The 21,619-nt window shown below is 71.9% G+C and carries 20 protein-coding genes; 10 read left to right on the forward strand and 10 right to left on the reverse strand.

The genetic code is table 11. From position 1 onward, the window contains the following. Positions 1-28: 28 nt before the first annotated feature. Entirely contained in the window at positions 29-1,504 is a 1,476-nt protein-coding gene (locus ABD120_RS35705) for an APC family permease (protein WP_343954775.1), read from the forward strand. Next, entirely contained in the window at positions 1,501-2,079 is a 579-nt protein-coding gene (locus ABD120_RS35710) for a GNAT family N-acetyltransferase (RefSeq protein WP_343954776.1), read from the forward strand. The genes ABD120_RS35705 and ABD120_RS35710 overlap by 4 nt, the downstream gene beginning before the upstream one ends. Before the next feature lie 4 nt (positions 2,080-2,083). Here the strand turns inward: ABD120_RS35710 and ABD120_RS35715 are convergent, their stop codons facing one another. Together ABD120_RS35715 and ABD120_RS35720 are read right to left on the reverse strand one after the other, a co-directional pair. Beyond that, complete coding sequence (locus ABD120_RS35715) at positions 2,084-3,022, reverse strand: serine hydrolase (protein WP_343954778.1); 939 nt, start codon at positions 3,020-3,022, stop codon at positions 2,084-2,086. A gap of 59 nt (positions 3,023-3,081) precedes the next feature. After that, positions 3,082-5,592 carry an ATP-dependent Clp protease ATP-binding subunit gene (locus ABD120_RS35720; protein ID WP_343954780.1) on the reverse strand — a complete coding sequence of 837 codons (2,511 nt, stop codon included), beginning with the start codon at positions 5,590-5,592 and terminating at the stop codon, positions 3,082-3,084. A gap of 973 nt (positions 5,593-6,565) precedes the next feature. On the opposite strand from ABD120_RS35720, the gene ABD120_RS35725 reads away from it, so the two are divergent. Further along, the gene (locus ABD120_RS35725; protein ID WP_343954782.1) at positions 6,566-7,489 is read left to right on the forward strand and encodes an alpha/beta hydrolase; all 924 of its coding nucleotides are present in this window, start codon (positions 6,566-6,568) and stop codon (positions 7,487-7,489) included. Positions 7,490-7,681: 192 nt separating this feature from the next. On the opposite strand, the gene def is transcribed toward ABD120_RS35725, so the two are convergent. Next, positions 7,682-8,206, reverse strand: coding sequence for a peptide deformylase (gene def, locus ABD120_RS35730; protein ID WP_343954783.1), 525 nt, complete (start codon positions 8,204-8,206; stop codon positions 7,682-7,684). Positions 8,207-8,316: 110 nt separating this feature from the next. On the opposite strand from def, the gene ABD120_RS35735 reads away from it, so the two are divergent. Then, positions 8,317-9,111, forward strand: a complete 795-nt coding sequence (locus ABD120_RS35735) for a class I SAM-dependent methyltransferase (RefSeq protein ID WP_343954784.1) — start codon at positions 8,317-8,319, stop codon at positions 9,109-9,111. 4 nt (positions 9,112-9,115) lie between these two features. On the opposite strand, the gene ABD120_RS35740 is transcribed toward ABD120_RS35735, so the two are convergent. Continuing rightward, complete coding sequence (locus ABD120_RS35740; protein WP_343954785.1) at positions 9,116-9,640, reverse strand: hypothetical protein; 525 nt, start codon at positions 9,638-9,640, stop codon at positions 9,116-9,118. A gap of 77 nt (positions 9,641-9,717) precedes the next feature. Here ABD120_RS35740 and ABD120_RS35745 point away from each other — a divergent pair, with 77 nt between their 5' ends. Next, the gene (locus ABD120_RS35745) at positions 9,718-10,644 is read left to right on the forward strand and encodes a DMT family transporter (RefSeq protein WP_343954787.1); all 927 of its coding nucleotides are present in this window, start codon (positions 9,718-9,720) and stop codon (positions 10,642-10,644) included. Here the strand turns inward: ABD120_RS35745 and ABD120_RS35750 are convergent. Both ABD120_RS35750 and ABD120_RS35755 read right to left on the reverse strand, forming a co-directional pair. Further along, entirely contained in the window at positions 10,598-11,791 is a 1,194-nt protein-coding gene (locus ABD120_RS35750; protein WP_343954788.1) for a sensor histidine kinase, read from the reverse strand. The two genes, ABD120_RS35745 and ABD120_RS35750, sit on opposite strands and share 47 nt — an antisense overlap. Beyond that, the gene (locus tag ABD120_RS35755; protein ID WP_343954789.1) at positions 11,788-12,444 is read right to left on the reverse strand and encodes a response regulator transcription factor; all 657 of its coding nucleotides are present in this window, start codon (positions 12,442-12,444) and stop codon (positions 11,788-11,790) included. The genes ABD120_RS35750 and ABD120_RS35755 overlap by 4 nt, the downstream gene beginning before the upstream one ends. A 125-nt stretch (positions 12,445-12,569) precedes the next feature. On the opposite strand from ABD120_RS35755, the gene ABD120_RS35760 reads away from it, so the two are divergent. The 3 genes from ABD120_RS35760 to ABD120_RS35770 all read left to right on the forward strand — a co-directional run bounded on the left by ABD120_RS35760 (position 12,570) and on the right by ABD120_RS35770 (position 15,205). After that, positions 12,570-13,946 carry a hypothetical protein gene (locus tag ABD120_RS35760; protein ID WP_343954790.1) on the forward strand — a complete coding sequence of 459 codons (1,377 nt, stop codon included), beginning with the start codon at positions 12,570-12,572 and terminating at the stop codon, positions 13,944-13,946. Positions 13,947-14,137: 191 nt separating this feature from the next. Continuing rightward, complete coding sequence (locus ABD120_RS35765) at positions 14,138-14,881, forward strand: hypothetical protein (RefSeq protein ID WP_343954791.1); 744 nt, start codon at positions 14,138-14,140, stop codon at positions 14,879-14,881. A gap of 15 nt (positions 14,882-14,896) precedes the next feature. After that, positions 14,897-15,205: a hypothetical protein gene (locus ABD120_RS35770; RefSeq protein WP_343954793.1), complete on the forward strand. Its 309-nt coding sequence runs from the start codon at positions 14,897-14,899 to the stop codon at positions 15,203-15,205. A 4-nt stretch (positions 15,206-15,209) separates the two neighbouring features. Here ABD120_RS35770 and ABD120_RS35775 read toward each other — a convergent pair whose 3' ends face one another. Together ABD120_RS35775 and ABD120_RS35780 are read right to left on the reverse strand one after the other, a co-directional pair. After that, complete coding sequence (locus ABD120_RS35775) at positions 15,210-16,340, reverse strand: UDP-N-acetylglucosamine--N-acetylmuramyl-(pentapeptide) pyrophosphoryl-undecaprenol N-acetylglucosamine transferase (RefSeq protein ID WP_343954794.1); 1,131 nt, start codon at positions 16,338-16,340, stop codon at positions 15,210-15,212. Between the two features lie 4 nt (positions 16,341-16,344). Continuing rightward, positions 16,345-17,160, reverse strand: coding sequence for a formylglycine-generating enzyme family protein (locus ABD120_RS35780; protein WP_343954795.1), 816 nt, complete (start codon positions 17,158-17,160; stop codon positions 16,345-16,347). A 224-nt stretch (positions 17,161-17,384) separates the two neighbouring features. On the opposite strand from ABD120_RS35780, the gene ABD120_RS35785 reads away from it, so the two are divergent. Further along, entirely contained in the window at positions 17,385-18,326 is a 942-nt protein-coding gene (locus tag ABD120_RS35785; RefSeq protein ID WP_343954796.1) for a Ppx/GppA family phosphatase, read from the forward strand. 11 nt (positions 18,327-18,337) lie between these two features. Here ABD120_RS35785 and ABD120_RS35790 read toward each other — a convergent pair whose 3' ends face one another. Then, positions 18,338-18,883 (reverse strand): TetR/AcrR family transcriptional regulator, encoded by a 546-nt coding sequence (locus ABD120_RS35790; protein ID WP_343954797.1) that lies wholly within the window; start codon positions 18,881-18,883, stop codon positions 18,338-18,340. A 91-nt stretch (positions 18,884-18,974) separates the two neighbouring features. Here ABD120_RS35790 and ABD120_RS35795 point away from each other — a divergent pair, with 91 nt between their 5' ends. After that, complete coding sequence (locus ABD120_RS35795) at positions 18,975-20,522, forward strand: MDR family MFS transporter (protein WP_343954798.1); 1,548 nt, start codon at positions 18,975-18,977, stop codon at positions 20,520-20,522. An 82-nt stretch (positions 20,523-20,604) separates the two neighbouring features. Here ABD120_RS35795 and ABD120_RS35800 read toward each other — a convergent pair whose 3' ends face one another. Continuing rightward, the gene (locus ABD120_RS35800) at positions 20,605-21,570 is read right to left on the reverse strand and encodes a GNAT family N-acetyltransferase (protein ID WP_343954800.1); all 966 of its coding nucleotides are present in this window, start codon (positions 21,568-21,570) and stop codon (positions 20,605-20,607) included. Between the last annotated feature and the right edge of the window lie 49 nt (positions 21,571-21,619).

The raw sequence follows: 21,619 nt of genomic DNA on the forward strand, positions 1-21,619 counted from the left end.
GCCTGACACCCCCCTCGAAAGGAACGCCATGACCGTCCCCCTGACCGGCCGCAGGCCGGATCCGGTCGCCAGCGCGCTCGCCGCCGACCGCCTGGGCGCGCCCTCGGTCGTCTACTTCGTGCTGTCGGCCGCGGCGCCGCTCACCGTGGTCGCGGGCGTCCTCACCACCGCGTACGCCGTCACCGGCATCACCGGGCTACCGATCGGCTTCGTCGCCGTCGGCGCCGTGCTCGCACTCTTCTCCGTCGGATATGTCGCGATGGCCAGGCACATGGCCAACGCGGGCGCGTTCTACACCTACGTCAGCCGGGGCCTCGGCCGTCCGGCGGGCGTCGGTGCCGCCTGGGTCGCGCTGGTCGCCTACAACGCGCTCCAGGTCGGCCTGTACGGCGCGTTCGGTGCCGCGGCGGTGCCGCTCGCCGAACGCTGGCTGGGCATCAGCCCACCGTGGTGGGCGCTCTCGCTCGTCACGTGGGCGCTGGTGGCGATGCTCGGCATGGCGCGCGTGGACGTCAACGGCCGCCTGCTGGCCGTCCTGCTCACCGCCGAGGTCGCCGTCATCCTGCTGTTCGACGTCGCCGGGCTGCTCAACCCCGCCCCCGGCAACCTGGCGGCGGAGGCGTTCTCACCGGCGGCGCTCGTCGCGCCGGGCGTGGGCGCGATGATCATCATCTCCACGCTGGGGTTCGTCGGCTTCGAGTCCGCGGTGGTCTTCTCGGAGGAGAGCAAGGACCCCCGGCGTACGGTGCCGATCGCCACCTACTCCTCGGTCGCGATCATCGCGGGCCTGTACGCGCTGTCGGCGCTGGCGATGACGGTCGCCACCGGCGACATCGTCGCGACCGCCCGGCGCGACCAGGCGGAGACCATCTTCGCGCTCGCCACCGCCCACCTCGGCGGCGTGGTGGTGGACATCGCCCGGGTCCTGTTCGTGACCAGCGTCTTCGCCGCGATGATCTCCTTCCACAACACCACCGCCCGGTACTTCTTCGCGCTCGGCCGCGAGCGGGTGCTGCCCTCGGTGTTCGGCCGCACCGCCGCGCGCAGCGGCGCCCCCCGCGCCGGATCGCTCGCCCAGAGCGCGCTCGGCCTGCTGGTGATCGTCGTGTACGCGGTGTTCGGCCTCGACCCGCTGGTCCACCTGTTCTTCTACGTGGGCGCGTTCGGCGGCTTCGGCGTCCTGGTGCTGGTGTTCGCGACCTCGCTGGCCGTCATCGTGTTCTTCTTCCGCGAGCCCTCCGGAGAGAGCGTGCTCAGAAGGGTGGTGGCGCCCGTTCCCGCTGCGCTCGCGCTGGGCGTGATGGTGGTGATGGGAGTGACCAACTTCGGGGTACTGTTGGGCGTTGAGCCAGGAAATGTGCTGGCATGGCTGCTGCCGTTGGTGTATGTGACGGCCGCTGTGCTGGGGGTGGCCTGGGCACTGGTTCTGCGCGCCCGGCAGCCGTCGGTGTACGCACTGGTCGGTATGGGCGCCAAGGCGGCCACGGCACGCGAGGGGACATGATGACAGAGATCCGCCAGGCGGGCCCCGATGAGGTGGAAGAGGTCGCCGACCTGGTCGCGACCGCTTTCTTCGACAACGAGATCTCGCCGTACCTGGTCCCGGACACCGCCGTCAGACAGCAGGTCATGGCGGGGCAGTTCCGCATCATCGTCGAGCACGCGATCGCGCACGGCAGCGTGGAGGCGGTGGCCGGGGGACGGGCGGCGGCCGTGTGGTTCCCGCGTACCGGACCCCTGCCCGAGCCCGCCGACTACGACGCGCGGCTGGCCGCCGCGACCGGCGAGGCCGTCGAGCGGTTCCGGGTCCTGGACGCCAACTTCGAGGCCCACCACCCCGACGAGCCGCACCATCACCTGGCCCTGCTCGCGGTGCATCCCGAGGAGCAGGGGCAGGGCCTCGGCAGCATGCTGCTCGACCACCACCACGCGCTGATCAGCGGTACGGCCGCCTACCTGGAGACCGGCAACCCCAAGGCGCGCGCCCTGTACGCCAGGCACGGCTACCGCGACCGCGGCCGGTTCACCATGCCGGACGGCACCGTGTTCTGGACGATGTGGCGGCCCGAGCAGGACTGAACGGCTACGGCAGCGCGCGGTACAGGTCGCGGGCGAGCGTGGTGACCCTTTTGACGGAGGCGTTCCACGACCCGCCGGCCGGGTGCGCGGTCAGCAACGCGACGGCGTACCGCTCGTCCTTGCCGACCAGGCCCGTCGTGTGGAGCACCGGCCTGCCGTAGTCGGGCACGCCGGTGCCCGACGCGGCGAAGGCGACCTGCGAGATCGCGCCGCCGCCCGCCGAGACGTCGCCGCCGCACCTGACCGGCGGCGTCAGTCCGAACCCGGACCAGCCCTGCTTGACCGCCCAGGGGCGCGGCACCGCCGCCGGGATGCCGAACGACTGGTCGAAGCCGTCGGTGCCGCACCTTGTCGCCTTGCGCAGGTGGCCGAGGACCAGGTCGCGGGCGCGAGGGTCGGCGCGATCGAGCAGGTGGCGGTAGGTCGTGACGACGTCGTACGCGCTGAGGGAGACATACCCCCAGAAACCCGGCTTGGAGGCAGGCGGCGGAGTGGTCTCCCTCAGACGCAGCTCGCGCGCCATCCGGGTGACGATGGCGCCCTTGCCGCCCCGGTTCCACAGGTTCGTGGCGGCGTCGTCGTCGCTGGAGCGCAGCATCACCTTCAGCAGCCGGGCGTCCTCGGCGGACAGGGTCTTGGTCCTGTTCAGGAGGTCGAGGGCGATGAGGATCTTGACGACGGACGCCGAGCGGAACTTCCTGCGCGCGTTCCGGTGCGCGACGATCTTCCCCGACACCCGGTCGAAGACCACGTAGCCCGCCGTGGTTCCAGGGGGCACCGCCGGGGGCCGCGCCGCGCGGGGCCGGTCCAGCGCGCCTCCGGCGTCCCGGGCCTGTGTGCTCGACGGAGGCGGCGGCTCGGCGGCGGGCGTCCTCGGCGGTTCGCTCACGGCGCATCCCGTCGCGAGGGGTACGGCCGCCGCCACGGCGACCCACGGCTTCATTCGCATTCCGCCATAACTACCAGATTCGCGGCGGTCACCCATTCATCGGTGACGGGATGTCATCCCGCGACCGGCTCCGGCGTCGAGGCCACCAGCGAAAGGCGGTTGCCGTCCCCGGCGTCCACGCGGACCGTGCCGCCCTCGCCCACCTCGCCGGTGAGGACCATGGTCGACAACCGGTTGTCCAGCTCCCGCTGCACCGTGCGGCGCAGCGGCCGCGCACCGAACTCCGGCTGGTAACCGCGCTCGGCCAGCCAGTCCTTGGCCGCGTCGGAGACCTCCAGCGCGATGTCCTGCCCGCGCAGCCGCTGCCTGGTCCGCTCCAGCAGCAGGTCCACGATCTGGCGCAACTCGTGCTTCTCCAGCCGCTTGAACACGATCGTCTCGTCGATGCGGTTGAGCAGCTCGGGCCGCAGCGAGTGGCGCAGCAACTGCATCAGCTGCTCGTGCGCGCCCTCGGAGTCCGGGTCCGGCGCGTCCAGGATGAGCTGGGCGCCGATGTTGCTCGTCATGATCACGATGGTGTTCGTGAAGTCGACCGTACGGCCCTGCCCGTCGGTCAGCCGCCCGTCGTCCAGCATCTGCAGCAGGATGTTCATCACGTCCGGATGCGCCTTCTCGATCTCGTCGAGCAGCACCACGCTGTGCGGGCGGCGCCGTACGGCCTCGGTCAGCTGGCCCGCCTCTTCGTAGCCGACGTAGCCGGGAGGGGCGCCGATGAGCCGCGAGACCGTGTGCTTCTCCTGGTACTCGCTCATGTCGGCGCGCACCATGTGGTCGGCGCCGCCGAACAGCGCCTCGGCCAGCGCCCGCGCGAGCTCCGTCTTGCCGACGCCCGTCGGGCCGAGGAACAGGAAGCTGCCGATCGGCCGGTTCGGGTCCGACAGGCCCGCGCGCGCCCTGCGCACCGCCTCGGCCACCGCGACCACCGCCTCGTCCTGCCCGACCACCCGCCGGTGCAGGTGCTCCTCCAGGCGCATCAGCCGGTCGCGCTCCTGCTCGGTCAGCTGCGTCACCGGGATCCCCGTTCGGCGGGAGACCACCTGGGCGATGTCCTCGACGGTCACGTCCGGCACCGCCTCGTGCCCGTGGCGCGCGTTCTCCAGCTCCGGGCGGAGTTTGTCGATCTCGCGGGTCAGCTCCTTGGCCCGGTCGAAGTCGTCGGAGGAGATCGCCTGGTCCTTCTCCCTGCGCAGGGAGCCGAGCCGTTCCTCCAGCTCGCGCACGTCCGCGCCGGGGGTGCGTGAGCGCAGCCGTACCCGGGCTGCGGCCTGGTCCATCAGGTCGATCGCCTTGTCCGGCAGGAAGCGGTCGGAGATGTAGCGGTCCGACAGGTTCGCGGCGGCGTCGAGGGATTCGTCGGTCAGCCGTACCTGGTGGTGGGCCTCGTAGGCGTCGCGCAGGCCGGCGAGGATCTCCACCGTCTGCTCCACCGTCGGCTCGGAGACGAGGATCGGCTGAAGGCGGCGTTCGAGCGCGGCGTCCTTCTCGATGTGCTTGCGGTACTCGTCGATGGTCGTCGCGGCGATGACGTGCAGCTCGCCGCGCGCCAGGGCGGGCTTGAGGATGTTGGCCGCGTCCATGCCGCCCTCGGCCGAGCCGGCGCCGACCAGGTTGTGCACCTCGTCGATGAACACGATGATCTTCTCGGAGTTGGCGACGACCTCGTCGATGACCTTCTTGATGCGCTCCTCGAACTCGCCCCGGTACTTCGTCCCCGCCACCATCCCGGTCAGGTCGAGGGCGATCACCCGCCGGTCCTTCAGCGTGTCGGGGACGCTGCCGTTCACGATGCGCTGGGCGATGCCCTCCACGATGGCGGTTTTGCCGACGCCGGGCTCGCCGATGAGCACCGGGTTGTTCTTGGTGCGGCGCGAGAGCACCTCGATGGCCTGCTCGATCTCGTCCTCGCGGCCGACGACCGGGTCCACGCGCCCCTGCCTGGCCTCCTCGGTCAGGTCCCGGCCGTACTCGTCGAGCGCCTGCGTCGCCCCCTGGGCCTGCTCTGCGCCCCGGCCCTGGCGGGCGGCGCCGGAGGCGAGGGCCTGCTGCAGTTCGTTGGCCGAGACGCCCTGCTCGGCGAGGACTCTGGAGGCGCTGGAGTCGGGGTTGGCGGCCAGAGCCAGCAGCAGGTGCTCGGGGCCGATGTACGACGAGCCGAGGGCGCGGGCGATGCGCTGGGCGTCGAGGACGGCCCGCTTGGTGGCGGGGGACAGCGTGGACGGCGGCTCCTCGGAGGGGGCGCCGCCCGAGGTGAGGTCGGAGATGCGGGTGTGGAGGCGGTCGGTGTCCACGCCGGAGGTGCGCAGGAGGGTGCGGCCGGGATCGATACGGGTGGCGGCGTCGAGCAGGTCGAGGACGTCGAGGTCGGCGGCGCCGCGCTCGGCCGCGCCCGCCAGGGCGGCGGACAGCAGCTCGCGGGAGGACTGGCTGAGCAGCTTGCCGACGTCCACCCGCTGGACGCTGGGGCGGCTGGGCGGCCAGGGATCGCGACCGCCGAACACACGGCCGGTGAGCTCCTCGAAACCACGGAACGGGTCTCCGCCGAAGAATGGTGACATATCGGTCATGGGCGCTGCCTCCTCTTCCGCAGGGCCCATTACCGGATGTACGACCTGAAATGCCCACCACCTCGCAAAGCTTCACGCCATACACATTTCCCCACTTTCCATACGCTTTCTGTCTGCGCGGGTTTCTCCGAACGCGCCGTCGCCATCCTTAGGGCCCCTCTTTGTCACGGCGGGCGCAGTCTCCCTGAGGGCGGCCGCCGTCTTTCCTGAGGTCCTTCGCCGTCACGGCCCAGCCGCCCCCACCCGCCTCCCGCCGCCCCCGGCCGCCGGCCTCCAAAGCGCCCCTCCTCCCGACGGCAGCCCGCCGTGACGCCGCCCTGTGAGCCGCCGAGACGGGCGCCGAGACGGGCGCCGACACGGCCCCTCGGTTGGCGCCGCCGGGACGGGCCGACGTGACCGCTTGGCGCTCCACGCCTACCGATTGACCGCATGGCAGGGCGTACGCAGGCGTCGGCCCTGGGGCCGGTGGGGGACCTGGGGTGGCGTGAAGGTCATTCTGGTGGCTCCCCTGGCGCTGGCGACGATGATCAGCCTCACACCTGCGGCCTCCGCCACACCCTCCCCTCCCGGGGGACCGGTGCGGCAGCATCCACCCGCCCGGCTGCCCGCTCTTCCCCGGCTCCCGCCCGACTTCAGACCCCTCGCCGGGCTCCCCGCCCCCGCCCGGGTCGATACCCCCGCCCGGGTCGATACCCCTGCCCGGGTCGATACCCCTGCCCGGATCGAGGCCCCTGCCCGGTCCCCGGTCGCCGCCCGGCATCCTGGCCCCACCCTGCTTCCGGCCCCTGCCGTCATCCCCGACCTGTCCGTCTTCTTCCGGCCGAAATCCCTGACCCCGGTCGGCGCGGTGAAGTCGCTCCCGCCGGCAGCCCGAACCCACCGCACAGCCGGACCGCAGAGCACAGCCGGGCCGCAGAGCACAGCCGGGTCACAGGGCGCGGCCAGGTCACAGGGTTCGGCCGAGGCTCAGAGCATGGGCGGGGCCCGGGGCGTGGCTCGGGGGCGGACTGCGGTGCCGCTCGGGTCGTCGGTTCCCGGGTCCCCGGCTGCCGGGGACCTCAAGGCGTCGGCCGCGCGGGCCGTCCCCCAGGCGGCGGTACGGCGGGCGACGGCACAGGGGCGGATGACGGCGCAGGAGCGGGCGGCGGTGCGGAGACGGGCGGCGGTCACCGTCGGGTACGGTGCCGGAGGCGTCCAGCAGATGGACGTCATCCCCGGGGCGGCGACGTCGCGGCCCGGGGTGTTCGTCGTGCACGGCGGATGGTGGTCGGCGGGCGACAAGAAGACGTTCGCGCCGGTGGCCCAGCACTTCGCCCGGCAGGGCTACGCCGTCTTCAACCTCAACTACCGGCTGACCGGCGCCGCCACCTGGCCCGCGCAGCGCGACGACGTGGTGGCCGCCATCGCGTACGCCCGCCGCAACGCGGCCCGCTACCGTTTCGACCGCGACAGGTACGTCATCGTCGGCTTCTCGGCGGGCGGGCACCTGGCGGCGTCCGTGGGGGTCATGGGCGGCAGACCGTACGGGCTGCGCGGGGTGGTGGGGTTCTCGCCGGTCGTCTCACCCAAGCTCGCCCACGCGCACGGCCGGGACGGCGTGCAGGAGCAGCGGCTGAGCCGCTCGGCGGTGGCGCTGGCCGGATGCGGTCCGGCGCGCTGCCCGGCGGTGTGGTCGAGCATGGAGGTCGCCGAGCACGCCGGACCCGGCGACGCGCCCGCCCTGCTGTTTCACTCGGTGGGCGACTTCGTGCCGCCCGGTCACAGCTTCCGGCTGGCGGGGCGGCTGCGCGGACTGGACGTGCGCGTCGTCCCCGGCACCGGGCACTCCACCGAGTTGTACGCCCAGGCGGCGCTCGCCCGCACCGCCGACCACTGGATCGCCGCAGCCCTCGCCTGAAACCCGGGCAAAGAGCCGCGAACCAGCCGAAGCCCGCCGCTTCCCCAGCTCCGGTCGACGCCGGCCACCCCGCGTCGGCTTCCCGAGCCCGGCCGCCCCCCGGCAGATCGCGGCGAGGCGAGATCCGGCGTCGTCCTTCCTGTGCCCGGCCGACGGCGGCCGCCCCGCTTCGCCCTCGGGCGCGGGTGAAGGTCAGGACCCCGAGGTCAGAGACTCCTCGTACGCCCTGAGCACCTGCTTGCGCTTCTTGGCCGGGAGGCGGTCGATGTACAGGTACCCGTCGACGTGGTCGGTCTCGTGCTGGAGGCAGCGCGCCAGCAGGCCGGTGCCCTCGACGGTGATCGGCTCGCCCTGGGCGTCGTAGCCGTGCACCCGGGCGAAGTCGGCCCTGGGCAGCGGCGCGTACTGGCCGGGCACCGACAGGCAGCCCTCCTCGCCGGGGTCGAGGCTGCGCTGCCCCACGGGTGGCAGGTCGAGGGTGGGGTTGACGACGACGCCCACGTGCCCGACGCCGTCGGCATCGGGGCAGTCGTAGACGAACACGCGCAGCGCCACGCCGATCTGGTTGGCGGCCAGGCCGACCCCCTTGGCGGCGTACATGCTGGCGAACATGTCGTCGACCAGGGTCGCGAGCGATCCGTCGAACCGGGTGACCGGTTCGCAGGGCGTGTGCAGCACCGGATCGCCGACGTACACGATCGGATGGACCTCACCCACAGCAGTGCCTTCCCCAGGTGCGAACAGTTCGCAACAAGTGTACGCGACATCACGTCTTGAAATATAAGACATATCCTCTTGAATAGTGAGACTTCAGCTAGGCTCGCGCCATGAGTGCCGTTTACACGCACGGACACCACGAGTCCGTTCTCCGCTCCCACCGCTGGCGCACCGCCGAGAACTCCGCCGCCTACCTGCTGCCGCACCTGCGGCCGGACACGGAACTGCTCGACATCGGCGCCGGACCCGGCACGATCACCGCCGACCTCGCCACCCGGGTCGCCCGCGTGACCGCCACCGAGGTGAGCGCCGAAGCCCTGGAGCTGACGCGGGCGGAGGTGGCCGGGCGCGGCCTCGGCAACGTCGAGTTCGCGGTGGCGGACGTCCACGCGCTGCCGTACCCCGACGGGGTCTTCTCCGTCACGCACGTCCACCAGGTGCTCCAGCATGTCGGCGACCCCGTGGCGGCGTTGCGCGAGATGCGGCGCGTCACCCGGCCCGGCGGGCACGTCGCGGCCCGCGAGAGCGACTACGCCGCCTTCGCCTGGTACCCGCGCCTGCCCGCGCTGGATGAGTGGATGGCGCTCTACCAGAAGGCTGCCCGTGCCAACGGCGGCGAGCCCGACGCCGGACGGCGGCTGCTGTCATGGGCCCGCCGGGCGGGCTTCACCGGCATCGCGGCCACCTCGTCCACCTGGTGTTTCTCCTCGCCCGCCGACCGCGCCTGGTGGGGCGGGATGTGGGCGGACCGGGTGACCGCCTCGGCGATGGCCGCGCAGGCGCTCTCGACGGGCCTGGCCACCGAGGCCGGCTTGCGGCGCATCGCGGACGCCTGGCGGCAATGGGCCGAGGCGGAGGACGGCTGGATGTCGATCCTGCACGGCGAGATCGTCTGCCGCGCCTGACCGGTCAGAGACCGAGGGTGCGGGCCCGCTGCCAGGCCGGATCGCGGTAGAGGACGACCTCCGTGCCGTCGATCAGCTCGTCGGGGGCGGACACCATGGCGATCTCGCCCGCCGCCTGCAACTCCAGCAGCAGGTCGCGCACCCGGGGCCCCACCGGGAGCCGTCCTGCGGGCAGTCGCAACCCGTCGCGGACGAGGTCGGCGATCTCCGACAGCCGGAACGGCCCGTCGAACCCGGCCACCACCGACCGCACCGTCGCCAGCGTGATCAGCTGCTCGGCCTCGGTGTGCGCGAGCTGCCACACGATCTGCTCCTTGCGCCCGCCGGTGCCCGCGCAGGTGGAGCAGCCGCGTTCCAGACCCGGCGCGAGTTCTTCCGACCCGGTGCCGAGGCAGCTCGTGCACCGGTTGGTCTCCATCGCGTGCAGCTCGGCGGCCGTCCGCTCGGTGAACGCGGCCCCGCACGCACACGAGTAGGCCTCACCGAGGAGGCCACCGGTCGTGAGCGTGATCGCGTGCGTGTCAGTCATCGAGAGGCGACTCTACCGCGCACATCCGAGACGACGACCGCTAGGGCGGCGAAACGTCCGTAAAGTACAGTTCCGGCATGGAACAAACCCCCCAGCAGCGCCCCGACAGCAAGGCGCTGGTGGCCGCCGTCGCCACCTTCGTGCTGTGGGCGTCGGCCTTCGTGGCGATCCGCGTGGCCGTCCAGGACTACTCGCCGGGCGCGCTCGCGCTCGGTCGCCTGCTGTCCGGCTCCCTCGTCCTGGTCGCCATACTGCTGATTCGCCGCGAGGGCCTGCCGCCGCGCGCGGCCTGGCCCGGGATCCTCATCTCCGGCATCCTGTGGTTCGGCGTGTACACGGTCGCGCTCAACGCGGGGGAGCAGGCCGTCGACGCCGGAACCGCCTCCCTGATCCTGGGCCTGGGCCCGGTGCTGATCGCGGTCCTCGGCGGCTGGATCCTCAAGGAGGGCTTCCCGCGTCGGCTGGTCGCGGGCGTGGTGATCTCCTTCACGGGCGCCGCCGTCGTCGGCCTGTCGATGTCCGGCCACGGCAGCGCCTCCCTGGCGGGCGTCCTGCTCTGCGTGCTCGCGGCCGTCTCCTGGGCCGTCGCCACGCTCGCGCAGAAGCCCGCACTCCAGCACGCCTCCGCCCTCCAGGTCACCGCGTACGGTTGCCTCGTCGGCACCGTCGCCTGCCTGCCGTTCGCCGGCCAGCTCGTCGAGCAACTGGCGAAGGCCCCGCTCACGGCGACGCTGAACGTCGTCTACCTCGGCGTCTTCCCGACCGCCCTGGCCTTCACCGCCTGGGCGTACGCGCTGGCCCGCACTCCGGCGGGCACCCTCGGCGCCAGCAGCTACCTGGTGCCCGCCCTGACCGTGCTCATGTCCTGGGCGGTGCTCGGCGAGGTGCCCGGCTGGCTCACCTTCGCCGGCGGGCTGCTGTGCCTGGGCGGCGTGGCGGTCACGCGCTCGCGGCGGCTCACGTTCGGTCGGAGGGAGTCTGCTCCCCGGGAAGTTCCACGCTGATCGTCAGCCCGCCCTCGTCGCGCGGGCGGGCGGTGACGACGCCGCCGTGCGCGTCGGCGATGACCCGGACGATCGACAGCCCCAGACCGCTGCCCCGGTCGGAGCGCAGCCGGTCGCCGTGCAGGCGGCGGAACGGCTCGAAGATCGACTCCAGCTCGTACGCGGGCACGGGCAGCCCGGAGTTGGCCACCACCAGCTCGGCCACCCCCGCCCGCTGGCGAGTGGTCACCCAGACCTCGCCGAGCGGGTGGTTGTGCCGGACGGCGTTCTCGACGAGGTTCTGCACCAGCCGTTCCACCAGCACCGGCTCGCCCGTGGTGGGGGCCGTGTCGAGCAGCCGGTGAATGGTCACCTCGCTCTTGACCGCCTCGTCCGAGGCCTGGTCGAGCACGTGCTCGGCGACGTCGGCGAGGTCGAAGCCGCGCCGGTCGAGCACCGCCTGCTCACCCTCGGCCAGCGCCAGCAGGCCGTCGATGAGCCGCTCGTTCCTGGCGTTGACCAGCAGCAGCGACTCGCCGAGCCGCTTGACGTCCTCGGTGGCGTCGGGCCGCCGCACCGCGACGTCCACGAGCGTCCGGTTGATCGTCAGCGGGGTGCGCAGCTCGTGGGAGGCGTTGGCGACGAAGCGGCGCTGGCCGTCGAAGGCGCGGGCCAGGCGGCCCAGCATGACGTCGTAGGTCTCGGCGAGTTCGCCGACCTCGTCGCGCGGGCCCTTGTGTTCGATGCGCTCGGACAGGTTGTGGCTCTGCGCCACCCGGCGCGCGGTCTCGGTCACCCGGCCGAGCGGCCGCACGACCCAGCCGGCCGCCCGGTAGCCCACGCCGAAGGCTCCCGCGGTGCCCAGCAGCACGGCCAGGGCACCGAGGTTGCGGAGGTTGGCGAGAGTGTCGCGCTCGTAGACGGTCCGAACGTCCAGCACGCGGGAGCGGGTGGCCTCGTACTGCCAGGTGAATCGCTCGACGCGTACCACGTCCGGCCAGTTGTAGGGGCGGAAGGAGGAGCGCAGGTCCATGTAGTCGGGCGTGATCAGCCCTGTGCGATACCCGAGGCTCTGCTGGACGATGAGGTAGGCCGCCAGCAGCACCAGCGACGACAGCACGAGGAAGACGACGGCGCTCGCGATCGCGAAGCGCATGCGGATGCTCATGGAATGCGATAACCCGATCCGGGTACGGTCTCGATCACCTGTGGTTCGCCCAGTTTCTTGCGCAGCTTCATCACGGTGGTGCGCACGGTGTTGGTGAAGGGGTCGATGTGCTCGTCCCACACCTTCTCCAGCAGTTGCTCGGCCGAGACGACCGCGCCGCGCGCCCGCAGCAATTCTGCCAGGACCCCGAACTCCTTACGGGCCAGGGGAACATACCGCCCGCCCCTGAAGACCTGCCGGTGCGCCCAGTCGAGCCGGATCCCCGCGCGCTCCAGCATCGGCGGATCGGCGGGCCGGGACCGCCGCCCGAGCGCGTGCACCCGGGCGAGGAGTTCCTCGAAGGCGAACGGCTTCGGCAGGTAGTCGTCGGCGCCCAGCGACAGCCCGCTCACCCGCGACCGGATGTCGGAGGCCGCCGTGAGCATCAGGATGCGCACCAGCGCCCCCTGCTCGACCACCCGCGCGCAGACCTCGTCGCCGTGGACCCCTGGCATGTCGCGGTCGAGGATCAGCACGTCGTAGTCGTTGACCGACAGCCGCTCCAGCGCGGCCTCGCCGTCGTAGGCGACGTCGACGGCCAGCGCCTCCGCCCGCAACCCCTCGACGATCGAGTCGGCGAGCATGCGCTCGTCCTCGGCCACCAGTACCCGCACCGTGCTCCCTCCGCCGAAACCAGCAGGATTGTTCCGGCACCCGCATAACGCGGGCGTAACCAGATCGGGAAACGCCCAGGTTATGGCCCGGCGGCCACTCTCTGTCCCTTTGACAGGGAGAGAGAATGTCTGTTTCGGTCGTCCGGCGCCCACCCGTTGCAGCAACGCGGGGGCACACGTTGTTCCTCGCCGTCCTGACGGCCGGGGCCGCGCTGCGCGTGCTCGTCATGCTGGGCTACGACACCGCGCGGCTCTACTGGTACGACTCGTTCACCTACCTCGACACCGCCGTGAACATGCGCCCCCAGGGGGCCTTCCACCCGGCCGGGTACTCGTGGATGCTGTGGCTGCTGCGGCCCTTCGAGAGCATGGGGGTGATCGCCGCCGTCCAGCACCTGATGGGGCTCGGCGTCGCCGTCCTGATCTACCTGCTGCTGCGCAGGCGGGGACTGCCAGGCTGGGGGGCGACGCTGGCCGCCGCGCCCGTGCTGTTCGACACCGGGTTCCTGCGCCTGGAGCACGCGGTGCTCTCGGACACCCAGGTGATCCTCCTCGTCGTGGCGGGCCTGACCGTGCTGATGTGGCGGCAGGAGGTCTCGGCCCGCGCCGCCGTGGCCGCCGGAGTGCTGCTCGCGCTCGCCGGGCTCACCCGTACGGCGGCCGTCCCGCTGCTCGGCCTGGCCGTGCTCTACCTGCTGCTGCGCCGTACACCGTGGCGGCGCACCCTGGCCCTGGCCGTCGCCGGGCTGGTCCCCCTCGGCCTGTACGCCGGATGGTACGCCCAGCACCACGGCCGGTTCGCGCTCAGCGGCTCCGACGGGGTGGCGCTGTGGGCCAGGACGATGACCTTCGCCGACTGCGCGCGCATCGCCCCGCCGCCGGACCTCGCCCCGCTGTGCCCCAACGACGTGAAACTCGACGCCGCCTCCGAGTACGTCTGGGACGCCAAGGCCTCGCTGAACCTTCTCGGCGACCGCTTCGCGCACAACGACCGGGCCCGGCGCTTCGCCGTGCGGGCGATCCTCGCCCAGCCTCTCGACTACCTCGGCGCGGTCGTCAAGGAAACCTCCCTCGCCTTCGCCTTCACGCCGATCGCCCACCCCAAGCGCGTCGGCGTGCCGGACGGCGTCTTCCACCGGGCCGGCGGCGGCCTGCCGGAGGACCAGCCGCTGGTGCGCAAGGTACGCGCGGAGTACGACCCGGACATCAGGGCCATGCGGTCGGTCGAGCCGTTCGCGAGCGTCCTCGACCTCTACCGCTACCCGTGGCTGCTGCACGGCGGTCCGCTGTTCGCGGCGGTGCTGCTGGCCGGGCTCGGCGGGCTGGCACGCGGCAACCGGGCGGCGCTGCTGCCCTGGGCGGCGGCGGTCTTCCTGCTCGTCGCACCGGTCGCGGCGCTCGATTTCGACCACCGTTACGCGCTGCCCGCCATACCCGTGGCGTGTGTCGCGGCGGCGCTGGGCTTGCATGGAACCCTGCCACGATTCCGGAAATCGCCGTAGTATTCGGGCAGAACCAGCGTTGGGGGCGCCAGTTGCCGGGACAGAGAGCGCGTGTGGTAGTCGATCCGACCGTAGCCTCAGAGACCGCCGCGCTCTTACGTGCGCACCCCCATCTTCTGTCCCGGATCAGACAGGGCTGGCGCCCGCCCGCCGAACCCTCGGGGCCGAGACGCGCCGGGCCACCCGGGCTGATGCTGCTCTTCGCCACCCCGCTGGTGATCGCCCTGGCCGGAGTGCTGCTCGACACCCCCCTCGGCCCGGTGGGCCTGCTGGTGCTCGGCGCCTTCGTCGTTCTGGTGCTGGTGAAGGTCTCGGCGGAGGACGAGCCCACCGAGGACAATCACGCCCACGAGCGGCGCGTCGTGGAGCAGGCCCGCCTGTACGGCGGCCGCTACCTGCTGCCGGAGGACTACGACGAGCGGGCTTCGGCCCTGTTGCGCCGTACACAGGAGGCGATCGGCAGCGTACTGCGCTCGCACGTCAACGCGGAAGGACTCCTCGACGACGCCCGCAACGCGATCCTGCTGCCCGCCCAGGAGTGGGAGATCGCCACCCTGCTGGCCAAGCTCTCCCGCCTGCGCTCAGAGCACCACGATCTGATGGCGAGGGGAGTGGCCCCCGAGGTCGAGGCCGTCGTCGAACCGCTGGAACGCGCGCTGCACACCAGCGAGTCCGCCGTCGCCGCTCGCGTCGAGGCCCTGGAGCGCTACGCCGAGCACGTCGCCGAGGCCGAACGCGCCTACCACGCCCGCAGCCAGATCGAGGATCTGCGGGCACTGCTGCCCCGCTACGAGGAACTGCTGGCCGAGGCCGGGGCCGACCGCCTGGCCGTGACCGAGATCGACCGGCTCGCCGAGGACGCCGACCACCTGGAGCAGGCGCTGCGCCGCAGCGTCAGCTCCGCGCACGAAGCCTTCCGCTATCTCGAAAGCTGACCCAGGGAACCCACCGTGGCAGGCCGTCAGGCGAGCCCGTCGCCGACCCGGGCGGACCCCGAGCGGACGGCGGAGCCGCTGCAGCGCATCCCGGCCGGACGCCGCCGTGTCTTCTCCGCGATCCTGCCGCTCGCGCTCGCCGTCTCGGCCACCGTCCTCGCGCTGCCCCTGGTGGGCGCCGCCCATTACACGACCTTCGCCTTCGTGCTGACCGGCGTGTGGTTCACCGCGCTCGCCGTACTCCTACGGCCCGGCAGGGGAGGCGAGCGGGAGGTTCGCGAGCCCGCCTGGGATGAGCCCCCGGAACACGATGCCGGGCACTGAGCCGTCACCGCACCTGGGCGACCTCCAGGAGCACGTCGCACAGCGCGTCGGCGGCGTCCACCCGGCCGAGCTTGCGCGCGGCCTGCGCCATCGCGCCGCGCATCGCCGGGTCCGCCAGCAGCGGCATCAGCTCGCCGAGCAGGTCCTGGGCCGTCGGACGCGGTTCGAGCAGCGCCCGCGCCGCACCGGCCGAGGCCAGGTAGGCGGCGTTCTTGCGCTGCTCGTCGCCGCCCGAGGGGATCAGCGGGATGAGCACCGACGGGTTGCCGACCGCGGTCAGCTCCGACACCGTGCCCGCGCCCGCGCGCGAGACCACCACGTCGGCGGCGGCCACCAGGTCGGGCAACTCGGCGCCGACGTACGGGACCGGGTGGTAGCGCCCGGCCAGCCCGGGCGGCAGCGGCACCGCGCGCATGTGTTCGATCCACGCCGGGCCGCACTGGTGGACGATCTGCGCGTGCTGCAGCAGCGTCGGCAGGCTCTCGGCGATCAGCGTGTTGATCTGCTTGCTGCCCTGGGCGCCGCCGGTGACGTAGATGAGCGGCACCTCGAAGGTCAGCCCGAAATGGTCGTAGGCGGCGGCGCGGTCGCCGCGCAGCAACTCGGGGCGTACGGGGTTGCCGGTCACGACCGCCTTCGCCCGGGCGGAGGCGGGCAGGTAGTCGAGCGACGACTCGTGCGAGAGCGCGATGCGGGTCGCCAGCCGGGACAGGATGCGGTTGGCCAGGCCCACCACCGTGGTCTGCTCGTGCATCACCAGGGGCCGCCGGATCAGCCGGGCCGCCACCCCGATCGGCACCGCCACGTAGCCGCCGGTGGACAGCACCACGTCGGGAAGGTACCTGGCCGCGTGGCCGACCGCCTGCGCCACGCCCAGCGGTACCCGGAACACGTCGACCAGGTTCGTGCCCAGCTCGCGCAGGTTGGGACGGCGCCGCAGCTTGCCCGTGGTGATCGCCTTGAAGGGGATGCCGTGCTCGGCCGTGATCCTGGCCTCCAGGCCGTTCGCGGTGCCCACCCAGAGCACGTCGTGCGGGACGTTGCGCCGCTGCACCGCCGTCAGGGTGGTCAGGGCGGGATACGTATGGCCACCGGTGCCGCCGCCGGTGATCAGGAGTCGCAGGATTCGTGGCATGCGATCAGATTAGAGCCGCACAGCGGAAACCCGTGTGTCCGGTCGCGGAGTCCGGGGTGTTCGCGGTGCGCGCGGCCACCCGGTAGCGGGTGCAGTAGGAGTCGTGGCACAGGTACGAGCCGCCCCGGATCACCCGCGCGGTGCCCTCGGCGGGCCCCCGTGGGTTGTCGGCGGCGGCGGGCCACGAGGTGCCCCACCAGTCGGCCGTCCACTCCCACACGTTGCCGACGGCGTTGTAGAGGCCGTAGCCGTTGGGCTGGAAGGACTTCACCGGCACCGTCCCCCGGCTCGGCGCGAGCGGGAAACGGCCCTCGAACACGTTGCATCGGGTGCGTCCCTTCGGCGCCAGTTCGTCGCCCCACGGGTATCTGGCCTGCTCCAGTCCGCCGCGCGCGGCCATCTCCCACTGCGCCTCCGTCGGCAGCGCCTTGCCCGCCCAGCCCGCGTACGTCCGCGCGTCGTGCCACGACACGTGGACGACCGGGTGGTTCTGCCGGGCGCCCACCGAGGAACCCGCGCCCTCCGGCGCCCGCCAGTTCGCCCCTTCGACGCCCGCCCACCAGGGGGCTCCCGGCACCGACGCGTCCATGATCCCGGCTTCGGCGAACGGCCGGAAGACGTACGACCAGCCGATCGACTCGGCCTCGGTGACGTAGCCGGTCTCCTTCACGAACGTGGCGAACTGCGCGTTGGTCACGCAGGTCGCGTCGATGAGGAACGGATCCAGCCGTACCGGGCGGATCGGGCCCTCGCCGTCACCGGCGTGGGCGTCCGGGTCGGCGCCGCCCATGAGGAACGTCCCGCCCGGCACCCGGACCATCCCACGGACCATTCCGCGCGATGCCTGCCGCCGCGCGGGAACCGTCCGCTCGCACGGCACCCCGTCGTCCGCCCGGGCCGGGCCGCAGCACGCCTCCACTCGCACTCCCTTCCGAGATGATGCCGATGAGCGCTTCCGCCAGGGGCTGACCCACCGACTGACAGCGTGGACCAACCGTATGGCTGTCGCGCTGCGCGGATGCGACGTCCGGTAGCGTTCCAGCCATGCGACTCGGCGTTCTGGACATCGGTTCCAACACCGTCCACCTGCTCGTCGTGGACGCCCACCGGGGCGCCAGGCCGATTCCCGCCTACTCCCACAAGGAGGAGCTGCGGCTGTCCGAGCACCTCGACGACGGCGGCCTGCTGTCGGCTCGCGGCGTCGAGCGCCTGACCGCCTTCGTCGAGGAGGCGCTGACGATCGCCGAGGACAAGGGGGTCGAGGAGCTGATCGCCTTCGCCACCTCGGCCGTGCGCGAGGCCGCCAACGGCGAACGGGTCCTCGCGGAGATCAACGCCCGCCTCGACGTCGACATCGTCACCCTGTCCGGGCAGGACGAGGCCCGCCGCACCTTCCTGGCCGTCCGCCGATGGTTCGGCTGGTCGTCGGGGCGGCTGCTCGCCTTCGACATAGGGGGCGGCTCGCTGGAGCTGGCCTCCGGCGTGGACGAGGAGCCCGACGTGGCGATCTCGCTGCCGCTCGGCGCCGGGCGGCTGACCCGTGACTGGTTCACCTCCGATCCGCCGTCCCCGGCCGAGGTACGCAAGCTGCGCAAGCACGTGCGCACCGAGATCGCCCGTACGGTCGGCCAGATCGTCAGGTACGGCCAGCCGAACCGGGCCGTCGCGACGTCCAAGACGTTCAAGCAGCTGGCCAGGATCGCGGGGGCGGCGCCGTCGAGCAACGGCCGGTACGTCTCCCGCTCCCTCGGCCGCGAGGCGGTCGCCGAGTGGGCGGCCCGGCTCACCACGATGCCCGCCGCCGCCCGCGCCCAGCTGGCCGGCGTCTCGGAGGGGCGGGCGACGCAGCTCGCGGCGGGTGCCGTCGTGGCCGATGCCACCATGGACCTGTTCGAGGTGGACCGGCTGGAGGTCTGCCCGTGGGCGCTGCGCGAGGGCGTGATACTGCGCCGGCTCGACGTCCTGCCCAGCCTGACGGGCCGCTGACCCCGGCGGGGCTACGGGTCCACGAGCTCCAGGGCCACCTCGACGGTGGCCGCGCGCCTGCTCTTCTCGTCCGGGACTGCGTCCGAGGAGATGTACATGCCCGCGTGCAGCGTGAACAGCGCCATCGAGCGCCGGACGCGCGTGGTCAGCTCGTCCTCCGGCGCCAGCAGCTCCTCGACGATCTCCAGCATCTTCGACCGCATGGCGAGGATCTTCGGGTGGTCGCGCAGCGCGGTCTGGTTGCGTTCGAGGAAGCGGGCCATCCGCGACTGGCGGGGGGAGTCGAGGCTCTCGGCGTACCTGTGGATCAGCTCGCGGCGGGTCTGCGGGCTCTTGGGCTGGGTGCGCAGCCACGCGAGCATCTCCTCCAGCTCTTCGAGCCGGTCGTCGACCATTCCCGTGACGATGTCCTCCTTCGTCCGGAAGTGGTAGTAGAGCGCGGCCTTGGTGACGCCGAGTTCCTCCGCGATCTCCCGCAGTGAGGTCGCCTCGTAGCCCTGCTCGGTGAAGAGCCGGAAGGCGATGTCCTGGATACGGCTCCGCGTGTCGTCCCGCAATGTGCACCTATTTCATGTTTTTGGGATGGCGTACTCTAGTCTAAGCTTGCCGGTCGGCAAGTAAGTACGATCACCCAAGGGGGGCAAGAACGTGGAAAGACGCCGCGAGGTGATGGTCGTCCTCCCGGGGCTGATGCTCGCGATGGTTCTGGCGATGCTCGACAACATGATCGTCGGTACGGCGATGCCCCGAATCGTCGGCGAGCTCGGCGGGGTGACCCACCTGTCCTGGGTCGTCACCGCCTACGTCCTCGGCACCACCGTCTCCACCCCCATCTGGGGCAAGATCGGGGACCTGTACGGACGCAAGTCCATCTTCCTGATCTCGATCGTGATCTTCATGGTCGGCTCGGCGCTCTGCGGCATGTCGGGCACCGCCTTCCTCGGCGGACCGGAGAACGGCATGGCCCAGCTCATCGCCTTCCGCGCGCTCCAGGGGCTCGGCGCGGGCGGCCTCATCGTCAACGTGATGGCCATCATCGGCGACCTCGTACCGCCCCGGGAGCGGGGCCAGTACCAGGGGATCACGGCCGCGATCATGTCTCTCGCGATGATCGCCGGGCCGCTCGTCGGCGGCTTCATCACCGACCACCTCGACTGGCGCTGGGCCTTCTACGTGAACCTGCCCGTCGGCGCCATCGCCCTCGTCCTGATCGCCGTCCAGCTCAAGCTGCCCAGGCGGCGCCGCCGCGTCAGCATCGACTGGCTCGGCGCGGCGCTGCTGTCGGTCGGCATCACCGCCCTGGTGCTCATCACCACCTGGGGCGGCAACGACTACGACTGGGACTCGCCCCAGATCCTCGGGCTCGCCGCCCTCGCCGTCGTGACGCTCGCCCTGTTCGTCCCCGTCGAACGCCGGGCGGAGGAGCCCATCATCCCGCTGCAGCTGTTCCGCAACCGGGAGTTCACGCTCGTCTCGATCATGGGCTTCCTGCTGGGCTTCGCGATGTTCGGCGCCATCACCTTCCTGCCGCTCTACCAGCAGACCGTGCAGGGCTCCTCGGCCACCGACTCCGGTCTGCTCCTGCTGCCGATGATGGGCGCGGCCATGGTGGTCTCGCTCGCCGTCGGCAAGGCCATCACGGCCACCGGGAAGTACAAGGTCTACCCGATCCTCGGCGGCGCCATCATGGCGGTGGCCATGTGGCTGCTGTCGCTGATGGGCGTGTCGACGCCGAGTTGGCAGACGGGGGTGTTCATCGCGGTGCTCGGCGTCGGGATGGGCTTCCTGATGCAGCTCACCATGCTCATCGCCCAGAACAGCGTCGAGGCGCGCGACCTCGGCGTGGCCAGCAGCGCCTCGACGTTCTTCCGCTCGATCGGCGGATCCTTCGGGGTCTCGCTGTTCGGCGCGGTCTTCAGTAACCGGTTCCTGTCGGAGCTGACGGGACGCTTCGGCGAGCAGTCGGCGGGCCAGATCGCCAGTGGGGGCGGGAGAATCGAACCGGCCGCGATGGCCGCCATGGCGCCGCAGGCGCGCACGGGGCTGCTGGAGTCGCTGTCGGCGGCGATGTCGTCGGTGTTCTGGTGGGCGATCCCGTTCGCGGTGGCGGTGCCGGTGCTCGCGGTCTTCATCCGTGAGATCCCGCTGCGGGGCTCCGAGCCCGCCCCCTCGGAGGAGCCCGCCCACCAGACCTGACCGTTGTCCATCACGGCTGTCCATCACGGCTGTCCATCACGGCTGTCCATCACGGCTGTCCATCACGGCCGCCCGGCGCCGTTCAGGCCGGTTGGACCGCCGGGTACTCCCTGCGCCACACGTCGATCACCAGGACCGGGCGCATCCCGGCCGAGGTGTACAGCCCCAGCGCCGGGGTGGTGTTGTTGGAGTCGACGTGCAGGATCGTGCCGACGCGCCCGCGCGCCACGTCGCCGGCGAACGCGTGGTACAGCAGGTGCCTGCCGAGCCCCTGTCCCCGGAAGCGCGGCAGTACGGCGAGCGTCGCCACGTACCCGCAGCCCTCCTCGGCCGCGAAGATGTTCGTGCTCTGCACCATCGCGGCCGGTTCGCCGTCCACCCGGGCCACGACGAGCTGCGACCAGTCGTGCGTGGAGGCGGCCTCGCGGCGGGCGAACCACGTCTCGTAGTCGACGGAGGCGAAGCCGAAGTGCTCGGCGAAGCCCTCCTGGTGCACCCGGTAGGCCTGGCGCCGCACCTCCTCGCCCTCTGGCCCGGCCGCGCACGTGTGCAAGGTGACGCCGGGCTGTGGCTGCGGCTCCTCGACCGGGCCGCCGAAGTCGATGCGCATCCGGTGGAAGGCGGTGCCCGGCTCGAAGCCGTGGGCGCCCGCCTCGGCCCGGCGGTGGTCGTCGGCGCGGTAGATGCCGATGTCGGCGACGACGCTGCCGTGCCCCAGCTCCGCGGCGATCTCGGCGGCGCGGCCCAGCACGAGGGTCCACAACCGCCCCGACAGCCCCTCGACACCCGGCCGGACGACGACCTCCACCCGCACGTTGGAGCCGGTACCCGTACGGCAGGCCCACGCCCAGCCGTCGATCCGGCCGCCCGGGTCCTCGGCGATCCAGCCGTCGTTGTCACGGTCGAAGTCGGGCTCCGTGAGCTCGTCGGAGATGTCGTCCAGCGTCGAGTCGACGAATCCGATGACAGACCGGTCGTAGACGGAGATCAGGCCGTGGATGGCGGCGGCGTCCTCGACGACGGGCCGCCGAAGCCGATGTGTATCCATGGCCCAGATTCTTGCCATATGTCACGCTCTATCGCCTCCCATTTTCCAT

The sequence above is a fragment of the Nonomuraea longicatena genome (genome assembly GCF_039525605.1).
Lineage (GTDB): Bacteria > Actinomycetota > Actinomycetes > Streptosporangiales > Streptosporangiaceae > Nonomuraea > Nonomuraea longicatena.

Bases quoted from the DNA above. Each gene is read 5' to 3' on its own strand.
- ABD120_RS35705 (WP_343954775.1), top strand. From the start codon at position 29: ATGACCGTCCCCCTGACCGGCCGCAGGCCGGATCCGGTCGCCAGCGCG.
- ABD120_RS35710 (WP_343954776.1), top strand. From the start codon at position 1,501: ATGATGACAGAGATCCGCCAGGCGGGCCCCGATGAGGTGGAAGAGGTC.
- ABD120_RS35715 (WP_343954778.1), bottom strand. From the start codon at position 3,022: ATGAAGCCGTGGGTCGCCGTGGCGGCGGCCGTACCCCTCGCGACGGGA.
- ABD120_RS35720 (WP_343954780.1), bottom strand. From the start codon at position 5,592: ATGACCGATATGTCACCATTCTTCGGCGGAGACCCGTTCCGTGGTTTC.
- ABD120_RS35725 (WP_343954782.1), top strand. From the start codon at position 6,566: ATGGGCGGGGCCCGGGGCGTGGCTCGGGGGCGGACTGCGGTGCCGCTC.
- ABD120_RS35735 (WP_343954784.1), top strand. From the start codon at position 8,317: ATGAGTGCCGTTTACACGCACGGACACCACGAGTCCGTTCTCCGCTCC.
- ABD120_RS35740 (WP_343954785.1), bottom strand. From the start codon at position 9,640: ATGACTGACACGCACGCGATCACGCTCACGACCGGTGGCCTCCTCGGT.
- ABD120_RS35745 (WP_343954787.1), top strand. From the start codon at position 9,718: ATGGAACAAACCCCCCAGCAGCGCCCCGACAGCAAGGCGCTGGTGGCC.
- ABD120_RS35750 (WP_343954788.1), bottom strand. From the start codon at position 11,791: ATGAGCATCCGCATGCGCTTCGCGATCGCGAGCGCCGTCGTCTTCCTC.
- ABD120_RS35760 (WP_343954790.1), top strand. From the start codon at position 12,570: ATGTCTGTTTCGGTCGTCCGGCGCCCACCCGTTGCAGCAACGCGGGGG.
- ABD120_RS35765 (WP_343954791.1), top strand. From the start codon at position 14,138: ATGCTGCTCTTCGCCACCCCGCTGGTGATCGCCCTGGCCGGAGTGCTG.
- ABD120_RS35775 (WP_343954794.1), bottom strand. From the start codon at position 16,340: ATGCCACGAATCCTGCGACTCCTGATCACCGGCGGCGGCACCGGTGGC.
- ABD120_RS35780 (WP_343954795.1), bottom strand. From the start codon at position 17,160: ATGGTCCGGGTGCCGGGCGGGACGTTCCTCATGGGCGGCGCCGACCCG.
- ABD120_RS35785 (WP_343954796.1), top strand. From the start codon at position 17,385: ATGCGACTCGGCGTTCTGGACATCGGTTCCAACACCGTCCACCTGCTC.
- ABD120_RS35800 (WP_343954800.1), bottom strand. From the start codon at position 21,570: ATGGATACACATCGGCTTCGGCGGCCCGTCGTCGAGGACGCCGCCGCC.